10 protein-coding genes are annotated in these 16,891 nt (G+C 66.8%); 1 reads left to right on the top strand and 9 read right to left on the bottom strand.

Annotated features, from left to right (window positions below; genetic code table 11):
- Positions 1–111 precede the first annotated feature (111 nt).
- The gene (locus QHF83_RS20520) at positions 112–2,028 is read left to right on the top strand and encodes a type VI secretion system contractile sheath large subunit (protein ID WP_282419573.1); all 1,917 of its coding nucleotides are present in this window, start codon (positions 112–114) and stop codon (positions 2,026–2,028) included.
- A gap of 403 nt (positions 2,029–2,431) precedes the next feature.
- Here QHF83_RS20520 and tssC read toward each other — a convergent pair whose 3' ends face one another.
- The 9 genes from tssC to tssH all read right to left on the bottom strand — a co-directional run bounded on the left by tssC (position 2,432) and on the right by tssH (position 16,885).
- A complete protein-coding gene (gene tssC, locus QHF83_RS20515) occupies positions 2,432–3,916 on the bottom strand; it encodes a type VI secretion system contractile sheath large subunit (protein ID WP_282419572.1) in 1,485 nt (494 codons plus the stop codon).
- Positions 3,917–3,919: 3 nt separating this feature from the next.
- Entirely contained in the window at positions 3,920–4,411 is a 492-nt protein-coding gene (gene tssB, locus QHF83_RS20510; protein ID WP_136927924.1) for a type VI secretion system contractile sheath small subunit, read from the bottom strand.
- A 196-nt stretch (positions 4,412–4,607) separates the two neighbouring features.
- Positions 4,608–6,311, bottom strand: coding sequence for a type VI secretion system protein TssA (tssA, locus tag QHF83_RS20505; protein WP_282419571.1), 1,704 nt, complete (start codon positions 6,309–6,311; stop codon positions 4,608–4,610).
- An 87-nt stretch (positions 6,312–6,398) separates the two neighbouring features.
- Positions 6,399–7,400: a type VI secretion system-associated protein TagF gene (gene tagF, locus QHF83_RS20500; RefSeq protein WP_282419570.1), complete on the bottom strand. Its 1,002-nt coding sequence runs from the start codon at positions 7,398–7,400 to the stop codon at positions 6,399–6,401.
- 93 nt (positions 7,401–7,493) lie between these two features.
- On the bottom strand, positions 7,494–11,252 hold the full coding sequence (tssM, locus tag QHF83_RS20495; RefSeq protein ID WP_282419569.1) for a type VI secretion system membrane subunit TssM: 3,759 nt from the start codon (positions 11,250–11,252) through the stop codon (positions 7,494–7,496).
- A gap of 39 nt (positions 11,253–11,291) precedes the next feature.
- On the bottom strand, positions 11,292–11,969 hold the full coding sequence (locus QHF83_RS20490; RefSeq protein WP_282419568.1) for a DotU family type IV/VI secretion system protein: 678 nt from the start codon (positions 11,967–11,969) through the stop codon (positions 11,292–11,294).
- A 35-nt stretch (positions 11,970–12,004) separates the two neighbouring features.
- Positions 12,005–13,363 (bottom strand): type VI secretion system baseplate subunit TssK, encoded by a 1,359-nt coding sequence (tssK, locus tag QHF83_RS20485; protein WP_281312229.1) that lies wholly within the window; start codon positions 13,361–13,363, stop codon positions 12,005–12,007.
- Between the two features lie 38 nt (positions 13,364–13,401).
- Complete coding sequence (gene tssJ, locus QHF83_RS20480; protein ID WP_282419567.1) at positions 13,402–14,091, bottom strand: type VI secretion system lipoprotein TssJ; 690 nt, start codon at positions 14,089–14,091, stop codon at positions 13,402–13,404.
- Between the two features lie 127 nt (positions 14,092–14,218).
- Positions 14,219–16,885, bottom strand: coding sequence for a type VI secretion system ATPase TssH (gene tssH / locus QHF83_RS20475; RefSeq protein WP_282419566.1), 2,667 nt, complete (start codon positions 16,883–16,885; stop codon positions 14,219–14,221).
- Positions 16,886–16,891: the final 6 nt, after the last annotated feature.

Here is a 16,891-nt window from a genome sequence, read left to right as displayed (position 1 = left end):
CGCGGAGCTTAGCAGGGCCCGGCCCACGTCAAAGAAAGCCGCGAAGCCGTGATTTCGAGCGCCGCGTTTGCCGCTTCTCCCGCGCGCGCTCCCCCCCTACACTCCTCGGCCATGGCCGCCGAAACGAAGGGTTTCATGAAGGGTGGGATGAACTTCAACGTGGGCGACGAGGCCCCCGACCAACTGGAGCAAACGGAGGGGCCGCTTCTGCCGCTCCGCGTGCTCGTCGTCGCGGATCTCTTGCCGCGCGACGAGCACAACGCCGGCGCCAGCGCGCCCGAGCTCGCGGTGCGGGTCGATCCGCTCGCGTTCGACGACCTCTTCACGCGCCTGCGCCCGCGTGTGTCGATCGAGGTGCCGAGCGTGCTCGCCGAGGGCAACCGCGCGCGTGTCGATCTCGCGCCGACGAGCCTCAAGAGCTTCCGGCCCGATGGCCTGCTCACGGAGGTCCCGCTTCTCCGCTCGCTCCTCGACGGCAAGCTCACGCTGGAGAAGCTCCGCGACGGCTCGATCGATCGCGATCAGGCCCGCGTGGAGCTCGATCGAATCTGGAACTCCTCGCCCTTCGTACGTGATGTCCTCCGCCTCGTCTCGGAGGCCGGCAGCGCGCCCCGCGCCGCGAGCTTCTCCGCGCCCGCGCGGGACACGAGCGAAGCGTCGGTCGCCTCGATCCTCGACATGATCGAGACCGGCCCGAGCCGCGCCGAATCCGCGCCCGCGCCCGTCGTGCCGGCGCGGCAAAGTGCCCCTGCCTCCGACGCCCGCTTCGGCGCGCTCATCTCGGCCGTCGCGAACGCCGGCAAGTCGAGCTCGACCCGCTTCAGCCCGCAGGAGGCCATCCAGCGCGTCGAGAAGGCCATCGGCGCGCAGCTCGGCGCGATCCTCCAGCACCCCGAGGTGCGCCGCCTGGAAGAGGCCTGGCGAGGTCTCCAGCTCTTCGCCGATCGCTCGAAGGGGACCAAGGGCCTCAAGATCGATGTCGTCTGCGCGCGGCCCGAGCTCGCGGCGATGGCGCTCGAGCGCGCGGCCCGTCAAACCGCCGGCGGCGAGCCCCCGGTCTCCTGCGCGATCGTGGACGTCACGATCACGGGCACCTCCGCGACGCTCTCCCAGCTCGAAGAGATCGCCCGCGTCGCCGAGGCGCAGACCGTGCCCGTCGTGGTGAACGCGTCGCACGCGCTCCTCGGCCTGGATCGGCTCGCCGATCTCGAGCGGCTCGACAACAAGATCGCTCTCTTCTCCACGCCGGATCAGGTGCGCTGGCAGTCCACGGCGCAGAAGCCCGCGATGCGCTGGGTGACGATGGCGATGAACGGCATCCTGGCGCGCGCTGCCTACGACAAATCGACGTCGCGCGTGCGGGAGATGGTGGTCAAGGAGGAGCCGGCAGACGAGGGCGCGATGGTCTGGATCGCGCCGGCCTACGGCGTGGGCGCGCTCATCACGACGAGCTTCCACGAGACGCGCTGGCCCTGCCGCGTCGTGGGCGCCCGCAGCGGCGGCACGCTCGGAAACCTGCCGATCCACGAGGTGAGTGGGCAGGTCGACGACGCCGAGGTCGTGGCGATCCCCACGCAAGCGTTTGTCTCGACAGACTCGCAGCGCGAGCTCTCCAAGGCGGGCGTGCTCCTCCTCGCGTCGGCCCCGAACAGCGACTCGATTTACGTGCTCGCGGCCCCGACGTCCTACGTGCCGCCGCCCAAGCGCACGTACGACAGCGCCTCCACGGAGCCCGAGGCGCGGCTCGAACGGGTCTCCTTGGTCGATCAGCTCTTCGTGGCCCGAATCGTTCAGTTCCTGCGTGTCCTCGCCGGCCGTTTGCCCGGGAACGTCGCGCCCTCCGAGGCGAAATCCGTCGTGGATCGCTCACTCTGGGCGCTCTTCGAGGACGCCAAGCCCGGCAGCCTGGAGATCGCAGTGAACGCGCACGCGACCTCGGACGGCACTGCCGTCGCCGTCACGATCCGCCCGCGCCGCTTCCTCGGCGTCGCCCTGGAAGAGTTTTCCCTCGAGTTCCTCGTCGGCTGATTCAAGCCGTCGCCGCCGCGCCGGGGCGCTGCCCCGGGCCCCGCGGGGGCTGTTCGCCCCTCGACCCGAACCAGCGCAAGCGCTGGACTCGGGTTGGAAGAACCGCGCGATGCGCGGTTCTTCCACGAGCCGGCGGCAAGACCAGCGACAGCGTTGCCGATCGCAATGTCGACGCGGCGGTCTTGGTTGGCAGGGTCGTCTCTGGTCTTGTTTCGGCCTGTTCGAAGAACTGCGCATCGCGCAGTTCTTCGACAAACGGTCCAGCGCTTGCGCTGGTCCGGGTCCAGGGGCGGATAGCCCCTGGTGGGGCCTGGGGCGACGCCCCAGCGCGACGGCCCCAAAAACACGAAGGCCGGCTCTTTCGAGCCGGCCTTCGGCGTTTGTCGGAATCAGCCGAAACGGCTCATTCCTTGTCGAGCTTGCCGACGAGGCTCAGCGTGAAGAATGCGCCCATGTACTTGAAGTGCGGGCGCACCTGCATGTCGACCTTGTACCAGCCCGCGTTGCCCTCGACCTCGGTCACGATGATACGCGCCTTGCGGAGGGGGCGACGACCGCGGATGCTCGCCGAGACGACGTCCTGATCGGCGACGAACTGCGAGATCCAGTCGTTGAGCTCCTTCTCGAGATCGGCGCGCTCCTTCCACGTACCGATCTGCTCGCGCTGCAGCACCTTCAGGTAGTGCGCAATGCGGGCCATGATGAACATGTACGGGAGCTGCGTGCCGAGGCGATAGTTGAGCTCGGCGGCGCGGCCCTCCTCGCTCTGGCCGAAGTACTTCGGCTTCTGCACGCTGTTCGCCGAGAAGAAGCACGCGTTGTCCGAGTCCTTGCGGTAGGTGAGGCCGATGAAGCCCTCCTCCGAAAGCTCGTACTCGCGGCGCTCCGTGAGCATGATCTCGGTGGGGATCTTCGTCTGGATCTCGCCCATCGCCTCGTACTGGTGGAGCGGCAGGTTCTCGACCGAGCCGCCCGCCTGCGGGCCGATGATGTTTGGGCACCAGCGGTACTTGGCGAAGCTGTCCGCCAGGCGCGTCGCGAACGCGAAGACGGCGTTGCCCCAGCAGTACGAATCGTGCTGGCCGATGACGTTCTCATCGTAGTTGAACTCCTTCACGGGCACGGTGTTCGCGCCGTAAGGGAGGCGAAGGAGGAAGCGCGGCATCACGAGGCCGACGTAGCGGGAGTCCTCGGTCTCGCGGAAGGCGTTGTACTTCGTGTACTGCGGGCCTTCGAAGAGCGCCTTGAGGTCCTTCAGGTTCGGCAGGTTCAGGTAGTCCTTCAGGCCGAAGAACTGCGGGCCGGCGGCTGCGATGAAGGGCGCGTGCGACATCGTCGCGACGGAGGCGCACTTCTGCAGGAGCATGATGTCCTGCGGGCCGGGGCCGAACTCGTAGTTCGCGATGATCGCGCCGTAGGGACGGCCGCCGAACTGGCCGAACTCTGCCGAGTAGACGAGCTTGTAAAGACCGCTCTTGGGCACCTCGGGGGCGTCCTCGAAATCGGCGAGCAGGTCTTCCTTCGAGCAGTTCAGCAGCTCGACCTTGACGTTCTCGCGGAAGTCCGTGCGGTCCACGACGAACTTGAGACCACGCCACGCCGACTCCAGCTTCTGGAACGTCGGGTGGTGGAGGATCTCGTCGATCTGGCGCGACAGCTTGGCGTCGATCTCGGCGATCAGCGCGTCGACGAGGGCCTTGTCGACCTTCTCGCCCTCGCGCTTCGGCGCGATGAGCTCCGCGATGAAGGCCTGGACGCCGCGCTTGGCGACCTCGTAACCCTCGTCGCCCGGAGCCATCTTCGTCTCCGAGAGGATGTCGTCGAGAAGGCTGCCACCTTCGAGCGTCTGTACGCCCGCGCCGCCTTGCGCCTGATGCTCGGAAGCCATCGGTTACTCCTCCCCCTGCTTGAGACCGAGCTCGTTGATGAGCCGGTTGCGCTGGGCCGGATCGTTCAAGATCGTCTGAATCTTGTTGCGGAACGCCTTCTCGTTCCCGAGCGGGCCCTTCAGCGCGGTGAGCGCGGCGCGGAGCTCGAGCAGCTTCTTCAGCTCGGGCACCTGGTTGGCGATCGCCGCGGGCTCCATGTCCGACAACCGGCGGAACTTGAGGTTGACGTTGAGCTCGTTGTCCTCGTTCTCCGACAGACGATCCTTGACCGCCATGTTGAGGGACAACTTCTGCTCCGCCATCACCTTCTGGAAGTTGTCCTTGTCGACGTTGATGGGCTTCCGATCCTCGAGCGGCGTCGGATCGGGGCGCATCGTGTAGTCGCCAAGCATGAGGAGCTTCAGCGGGAGCTCGACCTCTTCCTTCGCGTTCCCCGTCGCTGGCTTGTACGTGATGTTCACGCGTTCTTTCGGCGCGACTGATCCTTCTTTCATCGCGGAAGGCTCCTTTCCCCTACGCTTGGGAGCTACATGCTCCGAGCGGCCGTTCCGAGCCGCCCTACGTTGAAAACGTGATTGCCGTCAGGTCGGGGCCCACCTCGACAGGCGCTCGAAGAATACCGCAAACTACCCCGACTTCGTCCATCCTTATCTTTCCGAACGAGTTCGCTCTTTTTCACTACGCGGGCGCTCAGGTGGCCGAGATGCGGAAGGCCGCCGCGGCATCCAGCTCGCAGAGGCGCTCGAACGCCTCGTTCTCCCTCTTACGCGCTTCCTCACTCACCTCGTATCCCTGGTTCAACCCGCGAAGCGCCGTGTAAAGCGCACCGTAGAGCTCCGCGCAGAGCTCCGGATCCCACTCGTCGAGTTTGTGCTGCCTGGCCATGCGCTCGAGACCATCGAGCTGCGCCCGCGCGATCGCGAGCTGCCCGAGCTGCAGGCAAACCTGCGCGATCGCGAGCTTGCCGCGGAACTTGTCGACCGGCGTCACCGCCGTCCCCGCGACCTTCGCCACGGCCTGGATCGCCCCGAGTGGATCCCCATTCTCGATGAGGTTTCGCGCTTCGCCGATCGCCTTGTCGAGCGCGCGGAAGCCCTTGCCTGCCGGCGCGCCGCCCGCCGCTGCGCCGCCGCCCCCGCCGCCTCCGCCCGATCCGAGGACCGGACGAACCTCGGCGTCGATCCAGGCCTTCGTGAGGTCGTCGGCGAGCGGGACGCCGTCGTTGAACGTGAGATCCGGCAGCGTCGGCGCGCGCTGCAAGAGGAGCGCGACCTCGCGCAAATGCGTGAGCTTCGCGTCCGTATACCCGAGCTGCTCGAGCGCGTTCGAGACGTGGCGATGCGGATCGAGCCAGAGGCGATGTTCCGAGACAACCTCGTCGACCGACGCCAGGATCCCATCCCAGTTGCTCGCCTCGGACATGCCGTCGAACGCGCCGCGCACGTGATCCGGCGGCGAAGGCAGGTAGGTTTGTCCACCCTCGGCCGGCGGATCCTGCTGCATGAAGAGCCAGAGGCCGGTGCGGCTCACGCGATACGCGAACGCGCTCGACGGATCGGCCGCGCGCAGCGCCTCGCCCGCGCGCATGAGCAAGGTGCTCACCTGATCGAGCACCGCGTTCGCCGAGTCCGCGTCCGTGATGGCCGTACCATCCGGAACCGAAACCTCGACGGCCGGCGTCTCCACGACCGGCGCGGAATACGCAGGCGGAGGCGGCGGCGGCGCGGGACGCGCGACGGCCGCAGGCGGAGGCGGAGGCGGCGGCGGCGGCGGCGGAGGAGGCGGAGGAGGCGGAGGAGGCGGCGGAGGAGGCGGCGGCGGCGCTTCCTTCGGAACACTCGCGAGCATGCGCCGCGCCGACTCACGCAAAGACCCCATGCCCGGATACGCGTCGCCGAGTTTGTCCCGGAGCTCCCCGTCGAGCTGGCGGCTCTGCTGATCGAGCGCGCCGATGATGTCCGCGTCTTTCGCCGTCGGGTTGAAGGTCCCGATCGCGGCCGCGACCTGATCGCCGTACCAGCTCATCAAGTTGCCGCGCGTCCGCGGGCGCTTGATGGGCGGATACATCTTGTCCCAGAACGCGGTGTTCAGCTCGTTGATGACCACGAGCCCATCGACCGCGCCCTGGACTCCGTCCGTGTGCGCCTTCGCCGCCGCGTAATACACCGCGAGACGAAAGTCCTTCGACTTGTCGGTGAGCAGCTCCTCGGCGTTCGTCACGATCTTCGACCAGTCGATCTTGCCGCCCTCGAGGGACTGCGCCTTGTCGACCTCGGCCTTGATCGCCTCGAACAACTCGTCGTACGAGACGTCCTGCCCAACACCCCCCGAGATCGGCTCGATCAACGCCGACACTCGGTTCTTTGCAGCCTCTACCGCGTCACTCGCCGCCATGGACGGCATCATACCCGCGGGTCGCGTGCGTTCGCACCACGTGTGCGCGCCTCGAACGAAAGGCGCGTCGTTCGGCCGCGGGGCTCGTTATTGGCCGAGGCCGTCGAGGAAGCCCGAGATGGTCAGCTCCGAACGCGCCACGAGGGCGTCGAGCTGCACGCCGAGGGCGCGGCGCGAGGTGGGCTCGTCGACCGTCGGAGGACGGCAAAGCTCCACGATGTGATCCGCATATCCCGTCGGCGCGATGAGCTCCCGGAACGAGGCCACGTGCGGCGGGCCGAGGTGGAGGAGCATCGTCTGCTGCGGGACCCAGAAGGCATTGAGCAGCGTGTTCTTCCAGCGCGCCAGGCGCAGCGTCATGTCCATCCACACGGCCGCCGCGTAGGCGTCGCCCGCGCCGAGCGGCAGGCGAATGCAGAGCCCCGTCTTCGGGTTCTCCTGGCCCATGAACGGCTCGACGGACGCGAACACGTTCTGCAAGACCCAGAAGCGCCCCGCATCCGTGCCGAAGCCCGTCTCCCAGAGCGCCTTCATCGACTGCGTGGTGAGCCACGAGCGATAACCGGCGCCCGCGGCGTCCGCGTCTTCGAGCGAAGGAGGAACGATGCGCGAAACACGATCGACGAACGCATCGACCGGGAGGGTTCGTCCGCTCGTGGCGATCTCGTACGACGAAGCGAGCAGCGACCAGAGCGCGATCGGGAGCGATGCGCCGGCCGACACGAGCTGGCCGTAATCGTACGAAGCAAAAACGACCATCGGGTACGTACGACCCGCGTTGTCGCCGCTCGCGGCCCAGGCGCCGACCATGCCGCGCGTGGGAGGCTCGTTGTCTTTGCCTTCGCCGTGAAAGATGAAGAGCCCGACGGAAGGCTGGTACGCCCCGTCGAACGAAGGGCCGAGCGCGCGACGCGCGAAATCGAGGCCCCCGCCGAGCCACCGATCGAACGCCGCGAGCTCGTCTCCGCCGGCATTGAAGCGGATGAAATCACCCGTCGCAGGGAGCTTGCCGAAGCAGCCGATCTGCGGGGGGCTCGCAGGCGTCTTCTTCTTTCGCCAGAACATCACCGGCCCGGCCCACAAATACACGAACCCCCTCTTTTTACAAGGGGGCGTGCTGCCGCGGGCGAACCCTGGGAGGGCATTCCACAGGCTGCTACGCGGCGCCTGTGGAACACCATCTCAAGAGCCCTTCTTGCCGCCGAAGCTGTCGCCAATGCTGGGGGGGCAGTTGGTCGCGCGGAAGAAGCTGTTGACGAACGGATGATTGGCGCGGGTGGGGCGCACTTCCATCGTCACCGTCACGGGAGGCGCAGTCATCTGCCACGTCACCGTGAAGACGCTGTCCTTGTCCTTCTCGGCCGTCGTCGTGCCCGCCTCGAACAGGCGGAAGATGCCCCAGGGGCCCTCACGCACGAGCTCCTCGTCGAGCCCACCGGCACCACGCACGCGGAGGCGCGCGCCGGTCTGCTTCTCGCCCGGCCAGGTGAACGTGTGCCAGAACTCCTTCTCGTTGCGATACTGGCGCTTCTGGCCGTCGATCTCGAAGAGCACCTCGCTGACGATCGGGCTCACCGTCTTCAGGTTGACGTGGAACGTCACCTGCGGTTTTTCGCCGCCGCCGCTCGGCCACATGGCCTCGGTGATCTCGTGCGCCCTGTGCAGGCACGGATAAAGCATCGCGTTGAAGGGCGTGAACGGCTTCGCCGGCTTCGGACGACCTTCGAGGCCGCCCTTCGGAATGAAGTCGTGGCCCACGCGAATGTGGAAGTCGTCGAGGTGCTGCTCGTAGAAGCCCCAGAGGATGCCCTCCTTCGGCTTCAAGAAGGCGACCACGTCCTCGAACGAAGCATCACGCGACGCCGCGAGATCGAACGGATACCGATCCTTGATGTTCTCGCGGAAGGGCGGCCAAACGACGACCTCCCAGAGCCCGCTCGCGGACCCGCCGGCGCTGCGCATGACAGCCTTGTAAGCCTGGCGGAGCGGGTTCATGAGCAGCGGCGTCATGAGCTCCTGGCCCGTCTCGTCCATCTTGAGCAGGAGCTTCTCGGTCTCGCGCACGGCCTCGCCGAACTTTTCGCGCGCGGCTTGCGTGCTGGCACCAGGAGGCGCGTCCTCGATGCCGCCCATCTCGGCCGCGAGCTGCTCGAGGTGACCGATGTACTTCGAGAGCTCGGCCGGCGTCGGAGGCGGCGGAGCCACGCCCTCCGCAGTCTGCTTGGGCTGCTCGGGCACGCCGAAGCGCACCATCGAGCGGAACTTGTCCGGGATCGGATCGTACGGACCCGCCGTGCCGCCGCCGCCGAGATTCACGAGCTGCGAGAGGCGGCCGCTCGTGCCGGTGCGCGTGCTGAACGACGAGTCGATCCGGCGCTTCACGCGCTCCTTGACCTGATCGAGCACGCCGCCATCCGCGAGGACCTGCTGCTCGGCCTGGTTCTCCACCAGGTCGAACTGCGTGTTGTCCTCGAGCGCGCGGAGCAGGCGCTGGTAGGGCCAGTCGGGCGTGGAGAGGACGCGGAACTCCTCGATTGCCTCTTTGTTGTTCGGCGGGATCTCGACCGAGATGTCCCGGAAGAACTCGAGCCACTCGCGGATGTACTGCGCGTCGTAGTCCTGGCGCACGCGGGCGAGGGCCTGCGCGATCTTGTCGCCCTGGCGCTCTTCCTCCTGCGTCAGCGGCACGACCCAGCGCTCGCGATCGAGGACCTTGATGCCCTCCTCGAGGCTCGCCACGACCTGCGCGTGGCCCTTCGCCGTGTACGGACCACGCACGACGAACCACTTGCTCGTGCGCTCCTTCTGGGCGCTGCGGACCTTGCTCAGGACCTCGGGTCGATCCGAGAAGAGATCGTCGAGCGAGAGGGGCGGATACTTCAGGTTCTCGCGCGTGTTCGGGCCGTTCTCGTCGTACTTCTCGTCGATCAGCGCAGTGACGAACCGGTCGTAGTACCGCTGCGTGGGGCCGACACGGGCGAGGATGTCGCGCGTGCGCTCCACGGTGCGCTTGTCGAGCTCCTCGCCCCGGATCGCACCGCGGCGGAGGAGGTCGACGTAGTATTTTACGTGAGGCGCGAGCTTCGCCTTGAGGTCGGCCTCGGGGATGTCCGTCGTCGGGCGGAGGATGTCGGTCCAGAGCTGCAAGAGCTTGCCCGTCTCCCACGCGGTCTCGGACTCGGGGAGCAGGTGGATCTTGTGCTCGTCGGCGAGCAACAAATACGTCTTGAGGTCGTTGTACTCCTCGAGGTACTTGCCGCCGGTCGCCGCGTTCAGGCGCTCTTCGAGGCGCGCACGCACGGGCTTGACGAAGCCCTCGCGCAAGGACGCGATGTACTGGTCCTTCGTCGGCTCGAAGAGTTTGTCGCCCTGGTACATACCCCAGCGGTAGCTCACGGGCGCTCCCTCCTCGCGGTACTGATCGAGGAGCTGGGCGTGCGCGCGGAGGTTGTCGAGCTTGTCGACTTTCTCCAGTGGCGAGCTGCCGTCGGTCCACTTCACGCCCGCCGCCTCGCCCGAGATCCGGGAGGTCTCGGCGACGAGCGCGCGGTTGTTCGCGAACGACATCACCGACGGGATGAGCAGGACGACCGCGAGCGCCGCCGCCGCGAACGCCGCCGCGAAGCGCTGGATCCTCTGCCTCCGGACCTCGGCCGCGGTCCGCGCCGCGATGTCCTGGTCCGGGAAGATGACGTTCATGAAGACGTCGCGGAGGAAGTAGCTCTTCGCCTCCGTGGCGCCCGCCGCCTCTGACTCGTCCGCGATCGCAGGGCGCAGGCCGAACGCGCTCATCATCGTGCCGAGGACGCGATCGAGGGGTTTTCCCTCTTGCACGCCGCTCGTCATGTAGAAGCCGCGCATGATCGGCGTCGCCAGGCCCGGCGTCTTCGAGGGCTGGAACGCGACGTTCAGGAAGTGCGAGAGGTTCTGCTTGATCGCCGCGAACTCGAGCGGGAACTGGAAGACTTTTTCCTTCGTCCCGCGATTGCGCTCGGTGACCATGCGGCGGAGCGCGCGGTCGTGCATGCGCTCGACGAGCGTGTCGAACTCGGCGTCGAAGATCTTGCCGGGCTCGCTCTTGTTCGCGTCGAGCTTGACGGTCGCGCCGAAGCCCTGGCCACGCTCGCTCTTCTTGAGATCGCCGAAGAACTCGACGAACCCGGAGACGAGGTCCACCTTCGTGAACATCACGTAGACGGGCAGGACCATCTTCAGCGTCGACTGCATCTCGTCGATGCGCGCGCGGACCTTCTTCGCGATCGACTCGACCTGCTCTTCCGTCGCGTCGACGAGCTCCGAGATGCTCACCGCGCAGACGACGCCGTTCACCGGCTTGTCGGGGCGGTACTTGAGGAGCTGCTCGAGGAAGGCCATCCACTCGTCGTGGTCGTCGGCCTCGGTCGTGTAACGGCCGGCGGTGTCGAGGAGGATCGCCTCGTTCGTGAACCACCAGTCGCAGTTGCGCGTGCCGCCGACGCCGCGGACGCCGCCGCCCTGCGGATCGAGGTACGGGAACACGAGGCCCGAGTGGCGCAGCGCGGTCGTCTTACCCGCGCCGGGCGGGCCGACCATCACGTACCAGGGCAGCGAGTACAGCGCGTTCGTGCCGCCCCCGAGCTTCGAGGACTTGAGCGCGTTGATGCCCTCCTGGAGCTGACGATGCAGCTCCTGGATCTCGGCGCGCCGCTCGGGCTTCGCGTTGAGCGCTTGCTCCTGGGCCTGCTGCGCGATCGCCTTCTCCAGCGCGCGCGCCGCACGCGCCGCGCGGATCCGTCGATACACGACGAGACCAACCAACCCGAGGACCACGACGGCCGTGATGGCGATCGGGATCCACGTCGGGAACACCTCGGCGCTCGGCCCTGGCCCGGTGGGTCTCAGGATGAACCATACGCCCCAGACGAGGGCGAGGAACAACGCGCTCAGGATCCACAGCCACATGGAACGTCTCCCTCGGTCCGGATCAACTTCCCGGGACTCTTACTTGCCGCCGCCCAAAAGCTTCTTGATGGCTTCGGCAGTGGAGTCGGCGTTCGAGCCGATGATGAGCCAAAGGATGAAGATCACGATCAGCGCCAGGATGAGGAACCCGATCGCGATGAAGAGATACGGCAGCTCGCGACGAACAGCGCCGCCGCCGCCGTCCTTGCGCTCCGCGTTCGGCGAGAGCTGATCTCCCCCGCCCTCCGCCAGCGCGACGTAGTTGCCGAGCCCCTCCACCACGGCCTGGAGCCCCTCCTGGTGCCGCAAACGATATTTCCCCTGAAAGCCAAGGGCCAAACAGAGGAAGTAGATTTGTGCGACGTGCGCGCGGTTGCGCTGGCCGTGCAGGTTGTCCAGGTTCACGAAGAACTGGTCGCCGGCCGTGTTGAGCTGGAAGAACTGCAGCTGCAGGGGGTTACTGAGCCACTGCGTCTTGCCCGGCCAGCTCGAGTGGTAGATGACCTCGTCGGCGAAGGCGGCGAGCGCGAACTTCGCGTCGATCATGTCCTGCTCGGGGATCCGAGCCTCGCGGCCGTTCTGCATCATCGTGTCGAAGAGCTGCAGGACGCGGCGCTGAAGGATGTCCGGCGCAGGCAGATCCCGAGAGTTCCTGAGCTGCAGGATCAGCGACAGGACATCCGAGCAGACCCAATACATCGACTGCGACAGGCTCATGCGCTCCCCATGATCTCAAAAGCCGCGCGCTTCATTCACTTGCCGCCCTGGACCGCGATCAGCCGCAGATCGACCTTCTGCGGGTCGATCGGCTGGTAGATCGCGATCGTGCCAGAGCCGAGGATATCGTTCCAGTAATCGCCAGCCTGGTCGACGCGGAGGTAGATGACGCCCGGCTTGACCGGGATCGCGCCCGGGGGCCGGTACTCGACCGCGACACGAACGCCAGGCATGGCGGCGTTCAGGATGTAACCGATCTGCGTCCACGACCCCATCTTGAGGAGCCGCGGCAAACGCTCGCGCAGCGTCGCCTCGTCGGCGCCCTTCGCCTCGAGGAAGAGCTCGTGCGTGCGCGGGAGCTTCGGATCCTCGAACTTGCCGAGGTACATGCCGTCCTCGCGCTTCTCCAGCGGAACGACGGTGTAGTTCTCCGCGAGCACGCTGGCGACGAGCGTGAGCGCGCGATCGAAGAGCGGCTCGAACACGCCCTCGAGATCGAGGTAGTTGAACTTCGGGATCGACGTCGGATCGCCGTCCGCCGCGAACGTGCAGAGCTCGCCGATCAGCGACGCGATGAGGACGTAGCAATCCTCGGGATGTGCGTTGCCATGATCGACCATGTGCGAGACGGCGGGGATGAACGCGTTCAGCGTGTGGAGCATCCAGAACTTCGCCGTGTCGGAGAACTGGAAGTCGACCGACGCCGCCGTGCGCAGCCTGCGCCCCTCGGCGAGGGACTTCTGCTTGCCCACCATCGCCGAGAGAATGCGCCGCATCCCCGACATGATGTGGTCGGAGCTGCCGATGTGCGGGATCGGCGGGATGAAGCTCTTCTTGAGGACGATCGCGCCGGTCCGATCCCGCACGAGCTGCCCGATCCGCACGGTCTGATACGCGTCGCGCGGCTCGGTGCCGAAGAGGATGCGGAGGTTGTAACGAGCCCAAACGACCGAGGTGTCGTTGCGGCCCGTCGTCATGTCCGGGACCGTCGTGGTCGCCGCGACGAACCGGATCGCCGGGTTCGCCTTCGCCGGATCGAGCGCGACGTTCGGGTGCGTCTCGCGCACGTTCGGGATCGCCACGAAGACGTCGAGCGCCTCGAGGGCCGCCGGGAACACGCCCTCGAGCGGCCGCGCCTCGACCACGTCCTCGCCGCGATCACCGACGAAGAACGGCGTGCCATCGGGGAAGAAGCCGTGACACTTGACGAGCTTGAGTTGTCCCGCGGCGAGGGCGCGCTCGTCGAACTGCACGCCCGTCACGCCCCACGGATAACTCAAGAGCGCGTTGGTGCGCGCTTGGAGCAGCGACTCGTGGTACTGGTCCCCTTGCTGAAGATGCTGAGGGGTCATGAAGAGCCCCTCGGTCCAGACGGGCTTGCGCGGGTGGATCATATCGCCCGGTCAGTCTTATCAGAACTCGCCGCGCAGCCCTAGGGGGCCGGGGCAGCGGCCTTCGGCGGAGCGTTGCCGCCCGACGCCTTGGGGAGGTTGACCCTGCGGACCGATGTCGCGTTCGGGAACATCGATTCGTCGAATTCGCTGCCGTTGTCGATCTTCGTGGACTCGACGAAAAAGGCAGTCTTGGGGTCGGCCTGCGCACCGGCGTCGCTCTCGCGGCCGCCGCACTGGGCCTCGCCCGGCATCAGAGGAAATGCGTAGAACGTCTTCCAGCTCTGCCCCTTCGGGCTGTGGAAGAGCGCGACGCCTCCGAGCGTGCTCGCCTCCTTCGCGCGCTCGAACTTCACCTCCACGAGATCGTTCGGGAAAACGCTGACTTCGTCCACCTTGACGATGTCGTCGGCGAGGACCTCCTTGTCGGACAGGAGGACCTCGTCGTACGTCGCGTTCTGCATCCGCATCTCGTCCTTGAGCTGATACAGCCGGATGACGACGGGGCGCGGGTTCTGGTTCTCGTTCGGGTTGATGTTGTCCGCGGCGTAGATGCGAAGCGTGACGATCTGGACGTCGCACGGCTTCGGCGCGGCAGGTGGCGGCGCGGATCCGCAGCCGATCGCAAACGAGGAGAGCGCGCCAAGCCCGAGCCCGAGAAAGGAGAGAGAGGCAAGGGCCAGGGCCGCGCGCTTGCGTTTCCAGGAGGTGGTGGACGCTGAGGCCGCCATGGCCCTCCTTTTTATCGGAAGGTGTGGCGAGTGGCCTAGCTTTTTGCCGAAAGCGTCGGCCCAGAAACCAAAAGGCCCCCCTCGCCGAGCGCGAGAGGGGCCTTGACCCCGAGCGGGTGTTACGCGGTCACTCCGGGAACGTCGCCGTGAAGTTCTTCTGATCGTCGATGTCGATGAAGAGCTTCTTCGGCATCACGCCCTCGGCCATCTTCGTGAGGATCTCCTGCGACAGCATCGGCAGGAGCGACGCGCGCAGGATGTGGTCGATGTTGCGGGCGCCCGTATCGACCTCGGTGCACCGGCTCGCGATGAGATCGACCATGCGATCCGAGTACGTCGCGTCGATCTTCTGGCTCTTCTTCAGGCGATCGACGAGGCCGTTCAGCTTGAGGCGCGTGATCTCGCCGAGCGCGGCGGGCGAGATCGGGATGTACGGGACCACGGTCATACGCGCGAGCAGCGCCGGCTTGAAGTGCGCGGAGAGCGTCGGCTTGATCTCCTCGTAGATCTCGCGGATGACCGGCTCGCGGTTCTCCTCCCACGCCGAGACCACGTGGTTCGTGATCTTATCGGTCGCGAGGTTCGAGGTCATGATGATGACCGTGTTCTTGAAGTCGACGAGCAGGCCCGTGCCGTCGGTGAGCATGCCCTTGTCGAACACCTGGTAGAACAGGTTCATCACGTCCGGATCCGCCTTCTCGCACTCGTCGAGGAGGACGACCGTGTAGGGCCGCTGGCGCACGCCTTCGGTCAGCATGCCGCCCTCGCCATAACCGACGTAGCCGGGCGGCGAGCCGATGAGCCGGGAGGTCGTGTGCTTCTCCTGGAACTCGGACATGTTGATCGTGACCATCATGCGCTCGCCGCCGAAGAGCATGTCCGCGAGCGCGAGCGCCGTCTCCGTCTTGCCGACGCCGGACGGGCCGACGAAGAGGAAGACGCCCATCGGCGTGTTCTGCGGCTTGAGGCCCGCGCGCGCCGCCCGGAGCTCCTTCGCCACCGTCTCGAGGGCGTAACCCTGGCCCTTGATGCGCGTGTTCAGGCGCGACTCCATCTCGACGAGCGCCTTGACGCTATCCGAGACCATCTTGCCGACGGGGATGCCCGTCCAGGCGCTGACGACGGCCGCGACCATCGCCTCGTCGACGTCCGGCCGGAGCAACGGCACCTCGCCCTGGCTCTTGTGGAGATCGCTGATCGCGGCGACGACCTCGCGGCGGATCGCGTCTTTCTCCTCCGTCGTCTTCGCCTCGTCCATGCGCTTGCGCGCCTCGAGCACCTTCTTCGCGCCCGCGGACTCGTTGTCGTAGGCGACGCGCGTGTTCTCGAGCTCGACCTTCGACTTCGCGATCCGGTCCTCGAGATACTCGACGCGCTCCTGCTCGATCGTGAGGCCCGCGTCGCGGTCGCGCTTGAGCGCCTCGAGCTCACGCGTGAGCGTGTCGATGCGGACCTCGATGTCCTCGACCTGCGCGGGCTTCTGCTGGAGCGCGATCTTCACGCGCGCCGAACAGGTATCGAGGAGGTCGACCGCCTTGTCCGGCAAGAGGCGGCCCGAGATGTAGCGGGCCGAGAGCTTCACGGCCGCGACGACCGCCTCGTCCGAGACGATGACGTTGTGGGCCTCCTCGAACTTCGGGCGGAGGCCGCGGATCATGGTGATCGCGACCGCCTCGCTCGGCTCGTCGACCTTCACGGGCTGGAAGCGCCGCGCGAGCGCCGCGTCCTTCTCGAAGTACTTCTTGTATTCGGCCCACGTCGTGGCCGCGATCGTGCGCAGCTCGCCGCGCGCGAGGGCGGGCTTGAGCAGGTTCGCCGCGTCGCCCGCGCCCTGCTGGTTGCCGGCGCCGATGATCGTGTGCGCCTCGTCGATGAAGAGGATGATCGGCTTCGGCGAGCCCTTGATCTCCGAGATGACCTGCTTCATCCGGTTCTCGAACTCACCCTTCACGCCCGCGCCGGCCTGGAGGAGGCCGAGATCGAGGCCCAGGATCTCCACGCCCTGCATGATCGGCGGGACCTGGTTGTTCACGATCATGAGCGCCATGCCCTCGACGAGGGCCGTCTTGCCGACGCCGCTGTCGCCGACGATGATCGGGTTGTTCTTCCGGCGGCGGCCGAGGATGTCGATCATCTGCCGGATCTCGCCCTCACGGCCGAAGATCGGGTCGATCTGACCGGCGCGCGCGCGGCCCGTGTAGTCCACGCAGTACTTCGCCAGCGCCGAGTCCGCCGCCGCGCTCGCCGTGCCCTGCGGCAGCCCGCCCGGGCCTGCGCCGCCCGCCGCGCCGCCCGTCGCCGTCGGGGCCGACTCCACGTCCTCCTTCGAGCCGGAGATGATCTTCGGGAGGTTGTTCTTGACGTCTTCGCGCGAGATGCCCTCGAGCAGCGCGGAGAGGCCGCTCATCGTGTACTTCGTCGGCTGGTTGACGATGCGCGAGAAGAGCACGCCGCTCCGGATCCTCGTGTACCCGTAGTCCATCGACCCGACGACGAACGCGTCCTGCATCCACTCGAGCATCATCGGGGAGAAGACGGGCTTACCCGCGTTGCCCGTGCGCAGATCCGAGAGGCTCCGCTGCAGGGCCTGCCGGAGGCGCGCGGGGTCGAGGTCGTAATGCATCACGAGGAACGCGATGTCGGAGTTCGCATCGTCGAGCAGGTTGAGCAGCAGGTGCTCGACCGTGATCTCGTAATGCCTCGCATTGACGCACTGGGAGGCAGCCGCCTCGAGCGCAGCGATGCAGGTTTTGCTGAGCCGCTTGATGATGGACTTGTGTTCGACGAGCATCATGGCCCG

This window comes from Polyangium sp. 15x6 (assembly GCF_029960785.1).
Lineage (GTDB): Bacteria > Myxococcota_A > Polyangia > Polyangiales > Polyangiaceae > Polyangium.
Note: the sequence above shows the minus strand (reverse complement) of the source record. Positions and strands in the feature narration are given on the sequence as shown.

Coding starts and splice junctions, on each gene's coding strand:
- QHF83_RS20520 (WP_282419573.1), top strand. CDS start 112: ATGGCCGCCGAAACGAAGGGTTTCATGAAGGGTGGGATGAACTTCAAC.
- tssC (WP_282419572.1), bottom strand. CDS start 3,916: ATGGCTTCCGAGCATCAGGCGCAAGGCGGCGCGGGCGTACAGACGCTC.
- tssB (WP_136927924.1), bottom strand. CDS start 4,411: ATGAAAGAAGGATCAGTCGCGCCGAAAGAACGCGTGAACATCACGTAC.
- tssA (WP_282419571.1), bottom strand. CDS start 6,311: ATGGCGGCGAGTGACGCGGTAGAGGCTGCAAAGAACCGAGTGTCGGCG.
- tssM (WP_282419569.1), bottom strand. CDS start 11,252: ATGTGGCTGTGGATCCTGAGCGCGTTGTTCCTCGCCCTCGTCTGGGGC.
- QHF83_RS20490 (WP_282419568.1), bottom strand. CDS start 11,969: ATGAGCCTGTCGCAGTCGATGTATTGGGTCTGCTCGGATGTCCTGTCG.
- tssK (WP_281312229.1), bottom strand. CDS start 13,363: ATGATCCACCCGCGCAAGCCCGTCTGGACCGAGGGGCTCTTCATGACC.
- tssJ (WP_282419567.1), bottom strand. CDS start 14,091: ATGGCGGCCTCAGCGTCCACCACCTCCTGGAAACGCAAGCGCGCGGCC.
- tssH (WP_282419566.1), bottom strand. CDS start 16,885: ATGATGCTCGTCGAACACAAGTCCATCATCAAGCGGCTCAGCAAAACC.